General features: G+C 38.1%; 17 protein-coding genes. 5 read left to right on the top strand and 12 right to left on the bottom strand.

Features of this window, described 5'->3' with window-relative positions; translation table 11 throughout:
• Window positions 1-22: 22 nt before the first annotated feature.
• The 9 genes from F0919_RS06905 to F0919_RS06865 all read right to left on the bottom strand — a co-directional run bounded on the left by F0919_RS06905 (window position 23) and on the right by F0919_RS06865 (window position 10,041).
• A complete protein-coding gene (locus F0919_RS06905) occupies window positions 23-1,069 on the bottom strand; it encodes a tryptophan 2,3-dioxygenase family protein (RefSeq protein ID WP_150031975.1) in 1,047 nt (348 codons plus the stop codon).
• A 64-nt stretch (window positions 1,070-1,133) separates the two neighbouring features.
• Window positions 1,134-2,852, bottom strand: coding sequence for a gliding motility-associated ABC transporter substrate-binding protein GldG (gldG, locus tag F0919_RS06900; protein ID WP_150031974.1), 1,719 nt, complete (start codon window positions 2,850-2,852; stop codon window positions 1,134-1,136).
• Between the two features lie 171 nt (window positions 2,853-3,023).
• On the bottom strand, window positions 3,024-4,385 hold the full coding sequence (gene sufD / locus F0919_RS06895) for a Fe-S cluster assembly protein SufD (RefSeq protein ID WP_150031973.1): 1,362 nt from the start codon (window positions 4,383-4,385) through the stop codon (window positions 3,024-3,026).
• Between the two features lie 71 nt (window positions 4,386-4,456).
• On the bottom strand, window positions 4,457-5,209 hold the full coding sequence (gene sufC / locus F0919_RS06890) for a Fe-S cluster assembly ATPase SufC (protein WP_150031972.1): 753 nt from the start codon (window positions 5,207-5,209) through the stop codon (window positions 4,457-4,459).
• 72 nt (window positions 5,210-5,281) lie between these two features.
• Window positions 5,282-5,560, bottom strand: a complete 279-nt coding sequence (locus F0919_RS06885) for a Txe/YoeB family addiction module toxin (protein ID WP_150031971.1) — start codon at window positions 5,558-5,560, stop codon at window positions 5,282-5,284.
• Window positions 5,551-5,757, bottom strand: a complete 207-nt coding sequence (locus tag F0919_RS06880) for a DUF2683 family protein (protein WP_150031970.1) — start codon at window positions 5,755-5,757, stop codon at window positions 5,551-5,553. Before F0919_RS06880 ends, F0919_RS06885 begins: the two co-directional genes overlap by 10 nt.
• A gap of 20 nt (window positions 5,758-5,777) precedes the next feature.
• Window positions 5,778-7,223, bottom strand: a complete 1,446-nt coding sequence (sufB, locus tag F0919_RS06875; protein WP_150031969.1) for a Fe-S cluster assembly protein SufB — start codon at window positions 7,221-7,223, stop codon at window positions 5,778-5,780.
• A 281-nt stretch (window positions 7,224-7,504) separates the two neighbouring features.
• A complete protein-coding gene (locus F0919_RS06870) occupies window positions 7,505-8,266 on the bottom strand; it encodes a DUF4476 domain-containing protein (protein ID WP_150031968.1) in 762 nt (253 codons plus the stop codon).
• A gap of 167 nt (window positions 8,267-8,433) precedes the next feature.
• Window positions 8,434-10,041: a DUF6029 family protein gene (locus F0919_RS06865; RefSeq protein WP_150031967.1), complete on the bottom strand. Its 1,608-nt coding sequence runs from the start codon at window positions 10,039-10,041 to the stop codon at window positions 8,434-8,436.
• Window positions 10,042-10,319: 278 nt separating this feature from the next.
• On the opposite strand from F0919_RS06865, the gene F0919_RS06860 reads away from it, so the two are divergent.
• Both F0919_RS06860 and F0919_RS06855 read left to right on the top strand, forming a co-directional pair.
• Window positions 10,320-10,823 carry a TlpA family protein disulfide reductase gene (locus F0919_RS06860; RefSeq protein WP_150031966.1) on the top strand — a complete coding sequence of 168 codons (504 nt, stop codon included), beginning with the start codon at window positions 10,320-10,322 and terminating at the stop codon, window positions 10,821-10,823.
• Between the two features lie 77 nt (window positions 10,824-10,900).
• A complete protein-coding gene (locus F0919_RS06855; RefSeq protein ID WP_150031965.1) occupies window positions 10,901-11,278 on the top strand; it encodes a DUF1634 domain-containing protein in 378 nt (125 codons plus the stop codon).
• A 79-nt stretch (window positions 11,279-11,357) separates the two neighbouring features.
• Here the strand turns inward: F0919_RS06855 and F0919_RS06850 are convergent, their stop codons facing one another.
• Entirely contained in the window at window positions 11,358-12,359 is a 1,002-nt protein-coding gene (locus tag F0919_RS06850) for an NAD(P)H-dependent glycerol-3-phosphate dehydrogenase (RefSeq protein WP_150031964.1), read from the bottom strand.
• 185 nt (window positions 12,360-12,544) lie between these two features.
• Here F0919_RS06850 and F0919_RS06845 point away from each other — a divergent pair, with 185 nt between their 5' ends.
• Window positions 12,545-13,855, top strand: coding sequence for a MutS-related protein (locus F0919_RS06845; RefSeq protein ID WP_150031963.1), 1,311 nt, complete (start codon window positions 12,545-12,547; stop codon window positions 13,853-13,855).
• A 58-nt stretch (window positions 13,856-13,913) separates the two neighbouring features.
• A complete protein-coding gene (gene hpt / locus F0919_RS06840) occupies window positions 13,914-14,447 on the top strand; it encodes a hypoxanthine phosphoribosyltransferase (protein ID WP_150031962.1) in 534 nt (177 codons plus the stop codon).
• Window positions 14,448-14,538: 91 nt separating this feature from the next.
• On the opposite strand, the gene F0919_RS06835 is transcribed toward hpt, so the two are convergent.
• Together F0919_RS06835 and F0919_RS06830 are read right to left on the bottom strand one after the other, a co-directional pair.
• Window positions 14,539-16,653: a prolyl oligopeptidase family serine peptidase gene (locus tag F0919_RS06835; RefSeq protein WP_150031961.1), complete on the bottom strand. Its 2,115-nt coding sequence runs from the start codon at window positions 16,651-16,653 to the stop codon at window positions 14,539-14,541.
• A 43-nt stretch (window positions 16,654-16,696) separates the two neighbouring features.
• On the bottom strand, window positions 16,697-17,380 hold the full coding sequence (locus F0919_RS06830) for a hypothetical protein (protein ID WP_150031960.1): 684 nt from the start codon (window positions 17,378-17,380) through the stop codon (window positions 16,697-16,699).
• Between the two features lie 142 nt (window positions 17,381-17,522).
• Between F0919_RS06830 and fabG the strand changes: the two genes are divergently transcribed.
• Window positions 17,523-18,269, top strand: coding sequence for a 3-oxoacyl-[acyl-carrier-protein] reductase (gene fabG / locus F0919_RS06825; RefSeq protein WP_150031959.1), 747 nt, complete (start codon window positions 17,523-17,525; stop codon window positions 18,267-18,269).
• Window positions 18,270-18,279 lie beyond the last annotated feature (10 nt).

The following is an 18,279-nucleotide window of genomic DNA, read 5'->3' as shown; positions in this document are numbered from 1 at the left end:
CTGTTTATAACTGCTAAATTGATTATCTGTTATAGCTCAAAGCGTCCTTCAGCTTAGCAGGTAATTCAGGAATTTCGTGTCTTGGCAGCAGGAATGAGGTAAGTTCTGCAATTTCCTTAAATATAGCATGGTTGTCTGCTGCAGATTTAAGGTAACCTGCCCCTGTGCTTCCGCCGGTTCCTACACGCTTGCCTATGGTGCGTTGTACCATATGAATATGCCTGTGTCGCCAGAGTGACAACAATTCGTCAATTTCAAGAAGCATACTCAACAATTCAAACGGTAATTGTAGTAATGGAAAATCGCGGTACAACATTATAAAGAAGGCGCTGCGGCTTGCTTTGCTGCTTAATCTTCTGTCTGAAGGATATTCATTTTCATTCATGAACAGCTTATCGAATGTTGCCAGATTCTGTTGCTCTACCGGAGATAAACCTTCTGCATAGGTTTTACGGTAAGAATCCCAGAATGGATGATTGCCATTTTCACCGGCATTACCCGACCAGCAAGCTTCATCGTTGCTAAAAGGCATGCGTTCCAACCATCTGTTCAGCAACACAAGTAACGATTCTTCATCTTCTGCTTTTTTCACTCTGTCGATGTCAGTCTGGTTCAACTGAGAAAGATAATATTCCTGACCAAACCTGTTTTCGTAATTCAAACCTAACGCGGCTTCAATCATTTTAAACTGAATACTTTGAAAACCCGAGGCGGGGCGCAACAGATCGCGGAAATCAAGGAAGTCAAGCGGGGTCATAGTTTCGATAATCGAAATCTGATCGACCAATACCGTAAGAATAGTACAGATACGTTTCAAACGATGAACTGAATTATATATATCAGGTGAATTATCGGCCACATTAGGTTGTCTGAAAATTTCCCTGATAATGTCAAGCTCATGTAGAATTTGCTTAAACCAAAGCTCATACGTCTGATGAATGATTACAAACAGCATTTCATCATCTGCTTTGATACCTTCTTTTGCACTTTCAGGCATTTGAGCATTTAATATTTTGTCAAGCTGTAGATATTCACTGTAATAAACAGGCGGTCGTTGTTTCTTTTCCATACAATAATATTTGGCGATTCAGGCATCAACTAAACGAGACTGAAAGCTATTTTGTTACATTGTTTCAGGCATATTTTCTTTTGCGTATAAAAAAGAAAACAGCACCGAATATTAAAATGGCAATAACAGGTAATCCTATATTAATGAACTGCCATTTAGTTCTTTCATCTTCCACTACTTTGGGGTCCAGAATCCGGTTATCAAAATTTTTATTTCTTGCTTCCAAAAGATTCTCATCGTCATTCAGATATTCCATACAATTCAGCAGGAATGCCTGATTGTCGAATTTATAAGAAGGATCTAATATAAAGGAACCCATCGGCAATGGCCCGGACTGTTGACCAAAGTCATTTGTCAATATATCTCCATCACTCAATACGATCATTTTTCCTGCAGGGCCGGATTGATCTTTTATATTAACGCCGGAGGCAGTAATCCAATCGCTCAATGCCACCGGACGATTAGAGCTATAGGCAGAATTAAAATTGCCTTCCAGTAATATTCCGGCTATCAAATTATGTTGCGGATATTCTGCAGGATTGGGCGGTACAATCGCAGATTCCAGAATAACAGGCATTGGTGTAGGCTCCGATTTACTGTATCTGCCCGATGATAATAATACAGTTTTTTGAATAGCGGCATTACTGCCAACCGTATCAATGCTACTGACAAAGCGCGCTAAAACACCATTCAGATTTTTTACAATAGGATGATCGCTTCCCGGATTTAAAACCGGAAAATAAACCCAGGGGAACATTGTGGTCTCCGATTTCTTGCTTTGCGCTTCCAGCGGAACAAAAGCATGATCGACTGCGTCTTCCACCATATTTGTATTAACTCTTACACCGTAATTAAACAACAGGTTGTTGAGATTTACATCTATTGGCATTGCAGAAAACTGTCCGCTACGCAGGCTGTCAATTGTACCGGTAACCATATTTAAGCTCCAGAAAATATGTCCGCCATGCATTACATATTGGTCCAGTTTGAACTTTTGTTCATCTGTAAAAGGAACTGTGGGGTTTTGTATAATAACCGTTTTGATTTTTGACGGAATACTATTTTGCCCGTTAATATCGAGTGTATCAAAATTGTATGCCTGTGCCAGAGTCATTGCCATGCTGCCAATGTGCGAATCAAACTGTTCGCCATTCCCCAAAAGGTATGCTACATTTGTTTTTTCACTTTTTGATAATTGGTGGATAGCATTTGCAAGATTGTATTCGAGCAAAATTTCAGACTTCAATAAGGTATGTCTGTTGAAATTTAAAGTGTTAGTTTCCTGAAGAAAAACAGGATAGTCAATTGCCTTGCCTTTAGCATCAACGGTGCTTACCAAAGCCCAGGGGAAAATCATTTTTTGCGAAGTTCCTTTTTTCCCCTCGCTGACAGTAACCGGAAGACCGGTCATGTGATACTGCTTTAATATTTGCAAGGCAGCCGTATCACTGCCTAAAGGATCTGTAAAATGATAGGTGACTTTATTGTCACTGATATCCCTGAAATGACGCAACATAGCATCTGTGCTGTTGGCCAGGCTTTGAAATGCGGCGGGTAAATCATCGCCGTCCAAGAAGACCGTAATCTCCATTTTCTTATCCAGGCCCTTCAGCATGTGCTGTGTGGCGTCCGTTATGGTGTATCGTTTATCTTTAGTGAGGTCTATCTGTCCATAAAAAAACCAGGCAGTAATATTGGCCGCAATTAAAATAGCAATTACGGTTATTAATTTTTTGCCGGGGGCGGCCTTTCTTTTATTTATAGTTGAATTGGTTGCAGACATTGCTTTCTTAAATGAGGCAAAAATATTGAAAGCATTGTGGAAAAGCTAATTTTACTTTTAGAATTAAGCTATAAACTCTGATAATTAAATAAAAGTAAGCATGATTAATAACAAGGGCAATATCACAGGAGGATATTGCCCTTTATTTATTGAATCGTATTCCGTTATAGGTTAATGAACATTTTTCTCCATCTCGGCTGCAATCAATTTCTCCAGATAAACGCGTACAGGGGCAATTTTTATCTTTTGTGTTACATCAAATGCAAATGCATTTACCATCATATTCTTGGCCGTTTGTTCGCTGATTCCACGGCTTTGCAGATAGAATAAAGATTCTTTGTTCATTTGACCAATGGTAGTACCATGGCTGCATTTCACGTCATCAGCAAAAATTTCCAATTGTGGTTTTGCATTTACCGTAGCTTTCTCGCTGAACAGGATATTATTACTCTGCTGGAAAGCATTGGTCTTTTGTGCATCTTCATACACATATATTTTGCCATTAAACACTGCTTTGGAATTATCCATCAATACACCTTTATAAAGCTGGTTGCTTTCGCCATTCGGCATTTTATGGTGTACTTCAGTATGATTGTCCACTAATTGCTTATCTGCAGTCAGATACAAACCATATAAATGACTTTCCAGATCTTTGGCGTTCAAATGTAGGATAAGATTGTTCCGTACCAATTCCGTTCCCGGTAGCGTGAATGTGTAATTGCTGTAATTACTGTGTTGCTCTTGTGTAGCTTCTGTTCTTTGCACCAACCGTAACCCTTTATGTCCTGTTTGGATATCGTAATGATGTAAATGTGCATTTTCAGCTACTGCAATTTCCGTAACGCCATTTGCAAAGATGGTATGACCGGCTTCGTTTGTAATAGTTGTTTCAATAATTTCCAAAGAGGCATTTGCATGAATCACAAACAAATTACGTGGTTGTATAAATACATTTGCATCAGCTAGTAAAACATTGATTACATGCAGCGGCTTGTCCAAAGAAACATTTTTAGGTACCTCAATGAATAAGCCATCATGAAACAACGCAGTGTTCAAAGCCGCAAAAGCATTGTCCTTTATTGTTGCTATCTTTCCGAAATTCTGAATAAATGCAGGTTCTTCGGTTGCGGCAGATAATGCCTGAATTTTTATTTTACCGGCTTCAGGAAGGATGGACAACGTTTCATTAAACTTTCCATTTACCGCAATCAAACGATAAGCACCTTTTTGTTCGCCTTTGATAGAATTTTGAATAGCTTCGATATGAGTTGTCACCATCTTTGCAACCTTATCAAAAGTGGCTTCGGATAATTCATCCTGGCTAATTTCCAGTTCAAATTCATCTTTCAGAAAAGGCAGTACATTGGTATATTTCCATTCTTCATTTTTGGGAGAAGGAAAACCTGATGCTTTAAATATATCAAACGCCTGCTGGCGCAAATCACCGATTTGAGTATTGCGGCTTTGAAGGGCTGCAATTTCAAATTTGGCAACTATGCTCTCATATAACGGCGTTTCCAATTGATTAATCATTTTTGTTTGTGTTGTATGCACTGTATTGGTATTATGTAGTGTTGTTTAAAATCTTATACGAACACTCAGTACTAACTTACAGCTTCTTCTTTAATCCAGTCGTAGCCTTTTTCTTCCAGTTCCAAAGCCAATTCCTTGCCACCTGTCTTCACAATTTTACCATCGCTCAAAACGTGTACAAAATCCGGTACGATATAATCCAGTAAACGCTGGTAGTGGGTAATGATAATAAAGGCATTTTTATCGCTGCGCAATTTGTTTACACCGCGGCTTACAATACGCAATGCATCAATATCCAGACCTGAATCCGTTTCATCCAGAATAGCCAGTTTCGGTTCCAGCATTGCCAATTGGAAAATTTCATTGCGTTTCTTTTCTCCACCCGAAAAACCTTCGTTCAAAGAACGGTTTACCAATTTGGCATCGAACTCAACCAACTTTTGTTTTTCTTTGGATAAAGCTAAAAATTCTTTTGCGGTATAGGGCTCCAAGCCTTTATAAGCACGCATTTCGTTCATAGCTGTTTTCAGGAAATTGATATTGGATACGCCCGGAATTTCAATCGGATATTGGAATGCCAGAAATACACCTTCACGAGCTCTGTCTTCGGGAGACATTTCTAAAAGGTCCTTGCCGTCCAGCATCACACTTCCTTCTGTTACCTCGTAATTAGGACGTCCTGAAAGTACAGAAGCCAGAGAACTTTTACCTGCACCGTTTGGTCCCATTATAGCATGAACTTCGCCCGGTTTAACTTCAAGGTTCAATCCTTTTAATATTTCCTTTTCTTCAACTCCGGCATGGAGATTTTTTATTGATAACACTTATAAATAGATATTAGATTTGAGATGTTAGATTTGAGATTTGAATTTCAAACCTTATTTACTTTTTTATTTTTATAGTCCTTCATAATGACCTTTCAACGAAAGAACAGAAATGACATCATTCTCAACTTTATAAATGATGCTATAAACCAACCTGTCTTCTTTTGTAATTCTTCTGGACCAAAGTCCGGATAGGTTTTCTTTCAATGCTTCCGGTTTACCTATGCCTGAATATGGATGTCTGACAATATCTTCCAATAACTCAGAAATTTTCTTTTGTACCCCTTTATTTCCCGATTTTTTCCAAAATAATAAATCGTCTTTCGCTTTATCCGAAAATTCTATTTCCATAAATCTTCCAAAGAAATTTTGACCCCTCTTCCTTCTTCAATCTGCTTTTTCCCTTCCAGCAACATTTTTACAAACTCAGGATCATAATTTGGTTTTTCTTCCTTTTTTGATTCAAATTTTATTTTCAGAGCTTTCAAGAAAGCTTTTATGGCTTCCAATTGCTCTTGGTTTTCCGGATGCGCTAATATCGTTTCCATAATAAAATTTAACTTAAAAATTAACCCACACTTCCTTCCAGAGAAATAGCCAAAAGCTTTTGTGCTTCCACAGCAAATTCCATTGGTAATTTATTTAAAACTTCCTTCGCAAAACCATTTACAATTAATTCAACGGCTTTCTCCGTATCAATGCCACGGGCATTCAGATAGAAAATCTGATCTTCACCGATTTTGGAAGTCGTTGCTTCGTGCTCTAATGTTGCAGTACTGTTTTTCGATTCGATATAAGGGAATGTATGTGCACCGCATCTGTCACCAATCAACATAGAATCGCATTGGGTAAAATTTCTTGCATTATCTGCTTTCGCGCCGATTTGAACCAAACCTCTGTAACTATTCTGACCGTTTCCGGCAGAGATACCTTTGGAAATAATACGGCTACGGGTATTTTTACCGATATGATACATTTTCGTTCCCGTATCAGCAATTTGTTTGCCTTTGGCAACTGCTACGCTGTAAAATTCACCATAACTATTGTCGCCCTGCAAAATTACGCTCGGATATTTCCATGTAATGGCAGAACCTGTTTCTACCTGTGTCCAGGAAATATGCGAATTGGCACCACGACAGGCACCGCGTTTGGTTACAAAATTAAAAACACCACCCTTCCCATCTTTGTCGCCGGGATACCAGTTTTGAACAGTTGAATATTTTACTTCTGCATTTTTATTGGCAATGATTTCAACAACCGCCGCGTGTAATTGATTCTCGTCCCGCATAGGAGCCGTACAGCCTTCGAGATAACTTACAAAAGCATCATCATCAGCAATGATAAGGGTACGTTCGAACTGGCCTGTATTAGCTGCGTTGATACGGAAGTAAGTGCTTAATTCCATAGGCGAGCGAACACCTTTTGGAATATAAACAAAGGACCCATCAGAAAAAACGGCTGCATTTAAAGCTGCAAACACGTTATCAGAATGCGGTACTACAGTTCCCAGATATTGTTTTACCAAATCAGGATGTTCCTGAACCGCTTCCCCGAAAGAACAAAAAATAATACCTAATTTTTTTAATTCTTCTTTATAAGTCGTTGCTACAGAAACACTGTCAAATACTACATCCACAGCAACGCCAGTCAGTGCTTTTTGCTCATTTAAGGAGATGCCTAATTTTTTAAAAGTGGCTAATAATTCGGGATCAACTTCATCAAGGCTGTTTAATTTTGCCTTTTGTTTGGGCGCGGCATAATAAGAGATAGCCTGAAAATCCATTTCGGGCATTTTAAAGTTTTGCCATGCAGGCATTTCCATTTTCTGAAAGGCACGAAAAGCCTTCAAACGCCATTCCAACAGCCATTCCGGTTCATTTTTCTTTTTGGAAATAAAATGAATGGTTTCTTCGTTGAGGCCCGGCGGCAATATATCCTGTTCGATATCGGTAATGAACCCATGTTCGTACTCCTTACCGGTTATCTCTTCTAAAAATTCTGTACTATTTTCCATAATTTCACAATCCTACAGAGGCAATTACATTTGTTGTTTCAGCAAGATTAATGGAATCTTACGAAGCCAAAAATGTTGAAAACAACCCTATTTACCCCTGATAAGCCTGCAAAGTTACAACCAAAAAGCGGCATTTACCAAGATTTATGATAAATGCTTTCTATGTGCGGATTTTTATAAATTTCAGCTGAAAATTGAAAATAAGCCCGTTTCAGGAGATAAGTAATCAGCCGGAATGCCTATTACGAAAAACGCCCTCAAAAGAGGGCATTTAATTAGTTTTATTGTTGATTCAGGAAACTGTTAAAGTCCTTTTTGCTGTCGTCCAGTGTAAACACATTTGCTACAATAGCGAAATTGCTTTTATCGCTGACTTTTGCGTAAGCTTGTTTTACAAACTTTAATCTATTGTCATCAAAAAATATCCAGCTTGCAATATTGCTCACATCCTGTGAATTAAAAGTGTTTTTATTGGTATAAGCCAAAGCTATAGCCAGTTTTTTACTATCAGCATCAACACTTTCCATCGATTTTTTCAAAGATGAAAGCCCGGGATTTACTTCTTGCGTTACCGGTAATTCTAAAGGAGTGTCATTATCCGTATTTTCATTCTGGACCTGATTATCAGTTTGATTTTCAGTCTGATCTAATGGCTGACTCAGGTTAGGATTAAAAGGCGGGGTATTTGCAATAGGCTGTAAAGAAGCAACTTCTTTCATTCTTAATTTTTGGGTTCTCAAATCTACAATGCAATCGTAAGTTCCGCCCTTTTCGATTTTGATATTGCCGCTATATGCCAGCTCGGCTTTGCCACCTTTCCCGTCAGCATACATTCTGTATCTGTAAACCTGTAAATATTGACGTTTCCCTGGAATGTCGCCAATAGTAACTGTTCTGCCGATTTTTTTAAAATCGCGGCCATTAATACTAACCATTAATGGACTCCCATCACTTAATCTAATTCTGATAGTGCTCCTTGCTCCTGCAAAAAGTGCCGGAACGATAAAGAATAAAGCCATTATCAGCATTAATATCCGTTTCATCTGAATTGATTTTTTATAATTTGAGCAATTAAACTTAGACTTTTAGTTTCATGTAAAGTTAAAACGTAAATCTGAATGATTTATTGGATAATAATTAAAGAATATACCCTTTGAAACAACAATGCCCGGAATTTTGGTCCGGGCATTGTTATAAGAATTTGCAGATATTAGAAACTTGAAGTAATCATCACTTTGAAACCACTGAACCCGGGCTCATAGCGGCAAACACCACCGGTACAGTTAATACCATCAACTTGTTTTACGTAAGCCAGCGAAATGCGATGTGCGCCTTGGGTACGTGCAAGAAATATATTGTAAAAATGTTTGCCTTTATACTGTTGCGCAGCGTCTTCCGGATTTACATTATACATATCTGACAATGCAAATGACCATTTAGGGGCAACTGCGTATTCAAGACTTGCAAAAGCCCAGCTACCGTTATCCTGTTTGGTATTCATGTATTGCGCCTGAAGTTTTAAAGATCTTTTGTCATCAATCAAATAAGTTATCTCAGTAAATGGCGTAAATGCTTTTATGATATCACCATGCCCCTGATAAAAGGTTTTGTTATAGTACATATATTGTGCGCCAACATCAATCAAAAAGTTTTTAACGCTACGGATATTTGCTTCAAAGTAACCTTCACGATACAGGCCTACATCTTCCAGCGTATTTAAATAAGTAAAGCTGAAATTTAAATCCAGATTTTTATTGGGAGACACTATCATGTTTGCATTAAATGCCTTTTCACTTAAATCCTGAGTAGCAGGCGTATAACGTGCAATCAGACGTTGAGGGCGAATTTGTGCCGTAACGGGTTGCCAGTTAACCATACCACTGTTGGGCGCATTATCAAAAGGTGAAACTCTCATGATAAAATTCTCAGTGCGTTTTGCCGTAATGTTTAATGCAAACCCTTTACGCGCATAGCCTAAGGTTGTAAAAACAACATTGCCCGGTTTATCAACCAAAGTATTCCCACTTTGGTCATAAATGGCTTCATGTGTTTTATAAGCGCCTTCCACATACCATGTGAAATCTCCTGCTGTCAAAGTATTGTATCCCGTAAATGCATAAGTATTATAAACAGGGTTGAATATTTCTGCAGAATCATAAGTCACCACCGTACTTTTTATTTCATTTCTACTCGTTTCATCCAATGTGCGGTTCACGGCACCAACTCCCGGCGTTATATGTACGTTATCGCTTAATTGAAAATCACCTTCCGCACTAAAACCTTTTATAATAGGTTGGTAGGTTTCAAAATAATTTTTTTGCTGACCGGTAAATGCTTTCAATGTAATGTTATTGGTCAGTTGATATTTCAAATGCAATCCTTTCAACGCATTGTCAATAAGCAAACCTCTGTCTTCGTAAGAACGGAAAATTATCCCGCTACCAACCTGGTCATAAATATAACCACCGGTAATGGTCAGTCCTTTTACTTCTTTGCTGATATTCCAGGCTCCGATGCCAAAACCGGTAAAGCCTGTTCCTGCACTCGGATCTTTCAGATTTGAATTTCCGAAAACATCTAATCTTAAGAATCCCGTAAATCCATAATTGGAATATCTTAAGCTTAGCCATCCTTCGCCACCACTTAAATAATGGTTATATAAATCGTTATCTGCTCCGATGGCAGAATCTCTCTGATAAAAATTGGCATTCATCATCAAATCACCCGAAAAGGAGCCTCCGTTTTGAGCCTTTGCTTCTGAAAATGCCAATAATGAAACTGCAGATAATGCAGAAAGGCGTAAAAATTTATTTTTCATTAGTATTAAACAATGAGTGGAAATTTTAATCAAACTGAAAATATGGACGCTAAGGTATATTTTTTTTACTTTGTTTTTTACTTATTACTCTTATTTTAATGAAAGACCATTATCATCTTGATTTTAAGCAATAACCTCAATTTGCGTAAAGTAAGTGTTAATATAGCACTTCTATTGGTGTAAATCCAATTTATAAAAACGTATATTTGCTCTTACGCTGATTGTTTTTCAGGGCGTATTTTTTAATTGAAAATCGAAAATAAATTATTACTAAAGGTATGAAGAAATTAATTGCAATTGCTGCGATGGCAATTTTCGGGTTTAGTGCAAATGCACAAAATGCTACGGAGATGGATTTACCAAACACTCCGGTAAAGCAGATGAATGGTAGTTCTATTCCATTTAACCAATCTTTTGAAAAAGGCAAAGTTACACTTGTAAGTTTTTGGGCGACATGGTGTATTCCTTGTAAAAAAGAAATTATTGCCGTTAGAAACAATATGGAAAGCTGGAAAAAAGAAGTTGATTTTAATTATGTAACCGTTTCTGTCGATGATAGCCGCGCTACAGCTCAGGTTAAGGCTTACGCAAAATCTCAGGGCTGGGATTTTCCTTATTATCAGGATCCTAATTCCGATTTAAAGCGTTCTTTGAATTTTCAGAATGTTCCTTTTAGTATCATTGTAGGCAAAGATGGTAAAATCGCCTATATGCAAAGCGGTTACGAAGCTGGTGGCGAAGAAATTCTTTTTACAAAAATGAAAGAAATCGCAGCTAAATAATTTTCTAAAAAATATTTACAAAAGAACCATCAAATCCTTTTCTGTTTTGCGGAAAAGGATTTGTTATTTTTGCCATTATGAAATCATTTCAGGATAAAGATTTGCAGTCGTTTATTGGTAATCTGCTTCGTGTCGGAGTACTGACTGCAATGACGATTGTTGTGATCGGTATTGTACTTTACATGTTTCAATATGGTCACGAGACGATACATTACAGCACTTTCAAGGCAGAAAATGCTTTTAAATTTGCAGATTTTTACCAAAGATTAATGAGCGGTAACAGCAGTGCCATTATGGAATTAGGTGTCATTGTTTTGATTGTCATTCCGATTGCAAGAGTCCTTTTTACCATGATCGGTTTTTGGCTGGAAAAAGACAGGATGTACACCATTATTGCTTTTATTGTTCTTTGTATAATAGCTTACAGCTTGTTTTTCGGCGTAACATCGCATTGATTAATTTAAATAGTAACAAATTAGAAAGCCACGATTGTTTTATAACATCTTGGCTTTTTAGCGTTATCAATTTTTCTTTCTAAGAGAGCAGTTTCTCTATTTCTTTAAAGGCCTCTGCAGGTAATGTTTGTGCCCAAAGCGTATCATGTATCCATTGCATAATCGGCATTTCAATGTTTAGTTCCGCTGCAATCTTTTTCATGCCTCTTACTGCGAAATAACCTTCTGCAACCATGCTCATTTCGGTTGTTGCAGCTTTTACCGAATAACCTTTGCCAATCAAAGTCCCGAAAGCGCGGTTACGGCTGTGAGGTGAATAACATGTTACCAACAAGTCGCCCAGATAGGCGCTTGTATGGAAATCGGGCACTTCATTTGACGGATGTACCTTTTCAAATTGCAGTTCCAGAAAACGGTACATTTCACGATAACAGTTAGTATTATACACACTAAGGAAATTATCACCATACCCAATACCATGTGCTATGCCTGCGCCAACAGCATAAATATTTTTTAAAACGGCCGCATATTGTGCACCCCAGAGATCATGGTTGGAAGTTGTGCGAATATAATCGGTACCAAATGCCCGGGCACACTTTATGGTTGCAGCATCATCCAATCCTGAAAAAGTAAGATAGGAAAGCCTTTCCTGTGCCACTTCTTCGGCATGGCAAGGTCCTGTAATAGCTACATATTGGTCCAATTCAAAATCAAATTCACTGGCCAGGTAATCATTCAATAAAACATATTTTTCAGGCAAAATGCCTTTTATAGCGGAGATGACAGTTTTGTTTTTAAGTGCATCTTTTGGAATGGCATGCAGTATATCCATTGCAAATGCAGACGGAACGCAGAACACCAATATATCAGACGCATCCAAAACCGCCTGTAAATTTGTAGTTGGCTTTATTTTATCTGCAGCAAATGAAACCGATGTGAGATACTGCGGATTATGATGCTTTTGCAATAAATGAGTAACAGAACTTTCATTTCGCATCCACCAATGAATAGTGTTGCCATTGTCAGTAAGCATTTTTGCCAATGCTGTAGCCCAGCTCCCATTTCCTATAATGCCAAACATTTCTTTAGTTTAAAATTCAAAGGCCAAATGTAGAAATTAAAATCAAAAACCACACGTAAAACTCTATAATAGCAACCTTGTGCGAGATGAAATAAGAACAATAAAGATGATATGAAATATGATATTTTCCGTGTCTACATTATATCCGTTTTTAAATTTTTACTTTTGGCTTTCAAATCAGCAGTGTGATATTAGATAAAACAACCTTACATGACCTTTCTTTTTTACAAGGAGAGCATTCTGTGTTTGCACTTATAAATCAATGTACGACTCAGGCCGGCAGTGATGTTTTGAAGAAAATAGTTCAGATGCCTCCCTCCGACTTTGAAAAATTAAGAGAACAGCAAGACGCTGTAAAATTCTGGATGCAATATCCCGATGCATGGACATCTAAAATTTCAAACGGGACATTGGTAATGATTGAGAAATTCTATGAATCTGCCGATGCTTTTCACGGTAAAAGCAATTCAATAGGTCTTTTCATGAACTCCGTCATGCAAAAATTATTCAATAGAAATGCTTATTCTTTTGTGCGTTTTTCCATTTCACATCTCATTGACTTTTTAAAAGGATGTAATGAATTGGTTGTTTTATTGGAGCACCGTCCACCAAAAATTATCGCTGTTATTTTAGAATCTTTTAAAGAAGTAATAGCATTGCCATTATGCAGGGAACTTGTAAATACATCTGACAATGCACCACAACCACAGTTATTGGAACTGAGTTACAAGGCAAGAAGGGAGATAAAGCACATAGTATTGCAGATGATCGACCGTTATGCAAAACTGGATGCATTACAGTCAATGGCAAACGTTACTTTGAAAAAGGGCTGGACAATGCCGGAGCTGAAACCGTCTGCATTATTGCAATATCAGGCAGAACAATTGCATCATCCGTTACTGAAAAATCCGGTGGCTTATGATATTAATTATTCGAAAGAACAAAATTTCCTGTTTCTCACCGGAGCAAATATGTCGGGTAAAAGTACTTTGATAAGAGCGATGGGCGTTGGCGCTTTATTGGCGCATTTAGGAATGGGTGTCCCGGCAAAGTCAATGCAGATAAGTTTTCTGGAAGGCATTGTTACCAATATGCAGGTTGAGGATAATATCTTTCTGGGTGAAAGTTACTTCTTTGCAGAAGTGCAGCGCATGAAATTAACCGCACAAAAATTAAACAAGAATCGCTATTATCTGGTTTTGATGGATGAGCTATTTAAAGGCACTAATGTACATGATGCTTATGAATGCAGCCGAGCTGTGATAGATGGATTGTTGAAACAAAAGGATAATTTAATGGCACTTTCGACGCATTTGAATGAACTTTCCGAAAACCTGAAAACACAACCTAATGTTTGGTTCCGCTATTGCTACACCGACATCACAACCAATGGCCAATATACTTTTACTTATCAATTAAAGGAAGGCGTATCTAAAGACAGGATAGGTTACCTCGTTTTGAGAAATGAAGGTGTGCTAGATTTATTGAAAGCATAATAATCCAAATTGAAAGCTTTTTTAATTTCCCGTTTCTTTGCAGATAAATTTAATGACGATGGATGCTATTCAAGTGCACGATAAAACATTTGTACCATATATTTCCGCTGCCGATATAGCAGAAAAGATAAAAGAGATTGCTTCTCAGATTAGTAAAGATTATGAAGGCAAAAGGCCTTTATTTATTGCTGTGTTAAACGGATCCTTCATTTTTGCTTCCGATTTATTCAGGCGGTTAAATATAGATGCCGAAATATCTTTCATCAAACTCGCATCCTACAAAGGGACAACATCTACAGGCAATGTCATCACTGCGATTGGCCTTGAGGAATCGTTGCACCAACGTCATGTGATTTTATTGGAAGACATTATCGATACAGGAAAAACACTACACGAATTTTTGCCACAGCTACAGCATCAGGGTCCTGCATCTATTGAAGTTGCCGCATTGCTGACAAAACCGGATGCATTGAAATTTCCTGTTCATCCTAAATATTCAGGTTTTGAAATCCCTAATAAGTTTGTTGTTGGCTACGGTCTGGATTATGATGGGCTGGGCCGGAATATTCCCGGAATATACCAGTTAGGATAGATTGATTACGAAATGCAGATTCTACAAGAAAATAAAAATCCTTGCTCAGTAAGAGCAAGGATTTTTATTTATGGAGATATATAATTCAGGGTTAGATTTTCACGCCCATATTATAAAGTACAAAACTCCAGATATCAGTTTGTTCATCAATAGATTTGGAAGTCGGTTTGCCGGCTCCATGCCCCGCTTTGCTATCAATGCGAATCAAAGTTGGTTTATCGCATCCTTGCGCTTCCTGAAGCGTTGCTGCAAACTTAAATGAATGCGCAGGAACCACACGATCATCATGATCGGCAGTTGTAATCATAGTTGCCGGATAACAAGTACCTTTTTTGATATTATGTAACGGAGAGTATTTTATCAGATAATTGAATTGCTCTTCGTTGTCGCTGCTGCCATATTCTACAGCCCATCCCCAGCCAACAGTGAATTTGTGGTAACGCAACATGTCTAAAACACCCACTTGTGGAATAGCAACGCCAAACAAATCGGGACGTTCGGTTAAACAAGCGCCTATTAAAAGACCTCCGTTACTGCCGCCTTTAATAGCTAACTTAGGTGTACTTGTATATTTTTCTCTGATCAAATATTCTGCACCTGCTATAAAATCATCAAATACGTTCTGTTTATTAGCAAGCATACCTGCTCTGTGCCAGTCCTCGCCATATTCACCGCCACCACGGATATTGGCAACACAATAAACACCGCCCATTTCCATAAATGCAATATTGGAAACGGAGAATGCAGGCGTCATGTTGATGTTGAAACCGCCGTAAGCATACAACATTGTAGGGTTATTGCCATCCAGTTTTAATCCTTTTTTATAAGTAATGTACATCGGAACCTGTGTGCCATCTTTACTTGGGTAGAATACCTTTTTTGTTTCAAAATCGTCCGGATTAAATTTCAACTGTGGCTTGGCATATAAATCTGATTTGCCTGATTTAATATTATAGTTAAAAACCGTTGGCGGGTAAGTATAAGAAGTAAAGGTATAGAAGAATGAATTTTCGTCTTTCTTACAACCAAAACCGGTTGCGGTTCCGAGGCCCGGCAATTCAACCACATGCTCCAGTTTCCCTTCGTAGTTGTATTGATTTATTTCCGTACATGCATCTTTAAGGTAGTTTGCAAAAAGTTTTCCGCCTCCGCTTCCTACACTTTGTAATGTTTGTTTTTGTTCAGGAATCAATACTTTCCAGTTACTTGCTTCAGGATGTTTCGGATCCAGCAGAACGACCTTATTGTTCGGCGCTTCAAAATTAGTTTGTATTATAATCTTATCACCAATATTGTCAATTACTGCAGCATTGGTTTTGAATCCGGGCACAATAGTTATAAACCCTGTCGCATTTTTATCTTTCAGGTCTTTTATTTTAATTTCAGAGCCATCCGTCCCTTCAGAAATACTTAATACAAGGAAACGTTCATCCTCTGTAAGGCCACCGCCAACGTAACGCAAGGGATGTTCTTTGTCTTCATAGATCAATACATCTTCGCTCTGTTCAGTACCTATTTTATGGAAATATATTTTCTGGTATTCTGTCTTGGCGCTGTACTTTGTTGCTTCATCTTTCGGACGTTCATAACCACTGTAGTAAAAACCTTCATCACCCTTCCAGCTGATGTCGGTAAACTTTACATATTGCAGTTTGTCTTTCAGCGATGTCCTTTTCTCAAAGTCAACAATATTGATCTCCTGCCAATCGCTGCCGGATGATGAGGTAGCAAAAGCAAAGTATTTCTGATTTTTTGAAAATGCCGTTGCCTGCAACGCAACAGTTCCGTCGGTGGAAAGGTTGTTTGGATTGATGAATGCTTCCGGTGCGCCTTCAAAGCCTTTCTTTACGTATAAGACTGATTGGTTTTGCAAGCCATCATTTTTGTAAAATGCAAGCCATTTTCCTTCCCTTGTTGGTGCGGAAATACGTTCATAGTTCCATAAGTTAGTTAATCGCTCGTGTATTTTTTGTCTGAAAGGAATCTTGGACAAATATAGTTGCGTAACAACGTTTTCATCCTTCACCCATTGCGTTGTTTCTGCTGCGGTGTCGTTCTCCAGCCACCGGTAAGGATCTGTAATACTTTTACCGAAGTAATTATCGGTTTGATCTACCTTTCTGGTTTCAGGGTATTTTAATTGTGCATTCATTTGTAAGCTGCTACAGGCTGCAATAGCGAATAGCGGGAGTATTTTTTTGTTCATTCCTTGTTTGTTTTTTGCGGAATAATAAATTATTGGGTCAAATTTACTTACAGTTTTTGAGTTGTGCTTCTTCCATGTCCATAAACATGAGTTTCATCAGTTTCGATTTGCGTTTGGACATATCTGTACGTTCTCTTGTCAGCCTGTTGAAAAAATTGAAACAGAAAAAACTCGGGAAAGTATTAGGTCTTTTCAAAATTACCTGATAGCAATTGTTAAAAGCCGTAATAGATTCGTACAAATATTTAGGCGAAAACCTTAAGCCGAATACTGTTTTATTACCAACCGTAAATGTTTGTATTTTCCTATATTCAGCTGTATATCCTTTTGGTGCAAGGCTTTCAGCCGTCTTTGGAAGAAAGCAATTCATATCAATCACCAGAGAATCATGGATAACGGGAATTTCAGATTCAATACCCGTGCTGTATAACTGATATTCGCCGTTTACTTTTTTCAGGAAAACAAAAAGCTTTTGGCCCGTTTCATATTTTGTATATCGGAAAGAACCGGAACGGCCAATATATTTTTGAATTTTAAGCGTACTTATTTTCCCTTTATTAATGATACAATCGAGGTAATAGTATTTATCATCAAGTTTTGAAATAGTACCGTATGTTATGACTTCGGCACAGGACCCCATGTCAAATAATTTGACCGGATCGTATGTTTGTGCTAAAGCAGCTTTCGAAATAAGAACGAATAAAAGGCTATAGAAAACTACTTTCATGTAAGGCTCGGATATTGGCTGATTTCTTCCAAAAGTACGATTTTCAATTTTATGGTTTATTTTAGCGGCCTGAAACAGAAAGGATGATTATTCTTTGATATGTGTCATTCTTATGAAGTTAATTTTGCAAACAATCCACTAAATGAAACTACTCGAAAATAAAACCGCTATTGTAACCGGTGGCAGCCGTGGAATCGGTGAAGCCATTGCTTTGAAGTTTGCTGAACATGGCGCCAATGTCGCGTTCACTTACTTATCTTCTGATGAAAAAGCAAAAGCCCTTGAAGATAAATTAACGGCAATGGGGGTAAAAGCAAAAGCGTATAAAAGTGATGCGGCGGATTTTGCGGCGGCGGAAGCTTTGGCAAACGATGTGGTAAAAGAATTTGGTGCTATTGATATTTGTGTAAATAATGCAGGCATTTCCCGCGATAATTTATTATTGCGTGTCACCTCCGACCAGTGGGATGAAGTAATGCATGCAAATCTGAAATCTGTTTTCAATCTTACAAAACAGGTAATCCGTACCATGATGAAAGCCCGCAGCGGCAGTATTATCAATATGAGCTCCATAGTTGGTGTAAAAGGTAATGCAGGTCAAAGCAGTTATGCCGCTTCCAAAGCAGGTATTATTGGTTTTACAAAATCGGTTGCACAGGAATTGGGTAGCCGTAATGTACGTTGCAATGCTATTGCTCCGGGGTTTGTAGAAACAGACATGACACATTATTTAAAAGAAGGCGATGCAAGCCAGTGGTTTGAAAAAATACCGTTACAGCGTTTTGGCAAGCCTGAAGAAATTGCAAATGTTGCATTATTCCTGGCTTCCGATATGAGTGCTTATATGACCGGTCAGGTGTTGAGCGCCTGCGGCGGGATGAATATATAATATTGAAATT

Source organism: Taibaiella lutea, assembly GCF_008629695.1.
GTDB classification, from domain to species: Bacteria; Bacteroidota; Bacteroidia; order Chitinophagales; family Chitinophagaceae; genus Taibaiella; species Taibaiella lutea.
The sequence above is the reverse complement of the archived record's forward strand: the minus strand, read 5'-3'. Positions and strand labels throughout refer to the sequence as shown.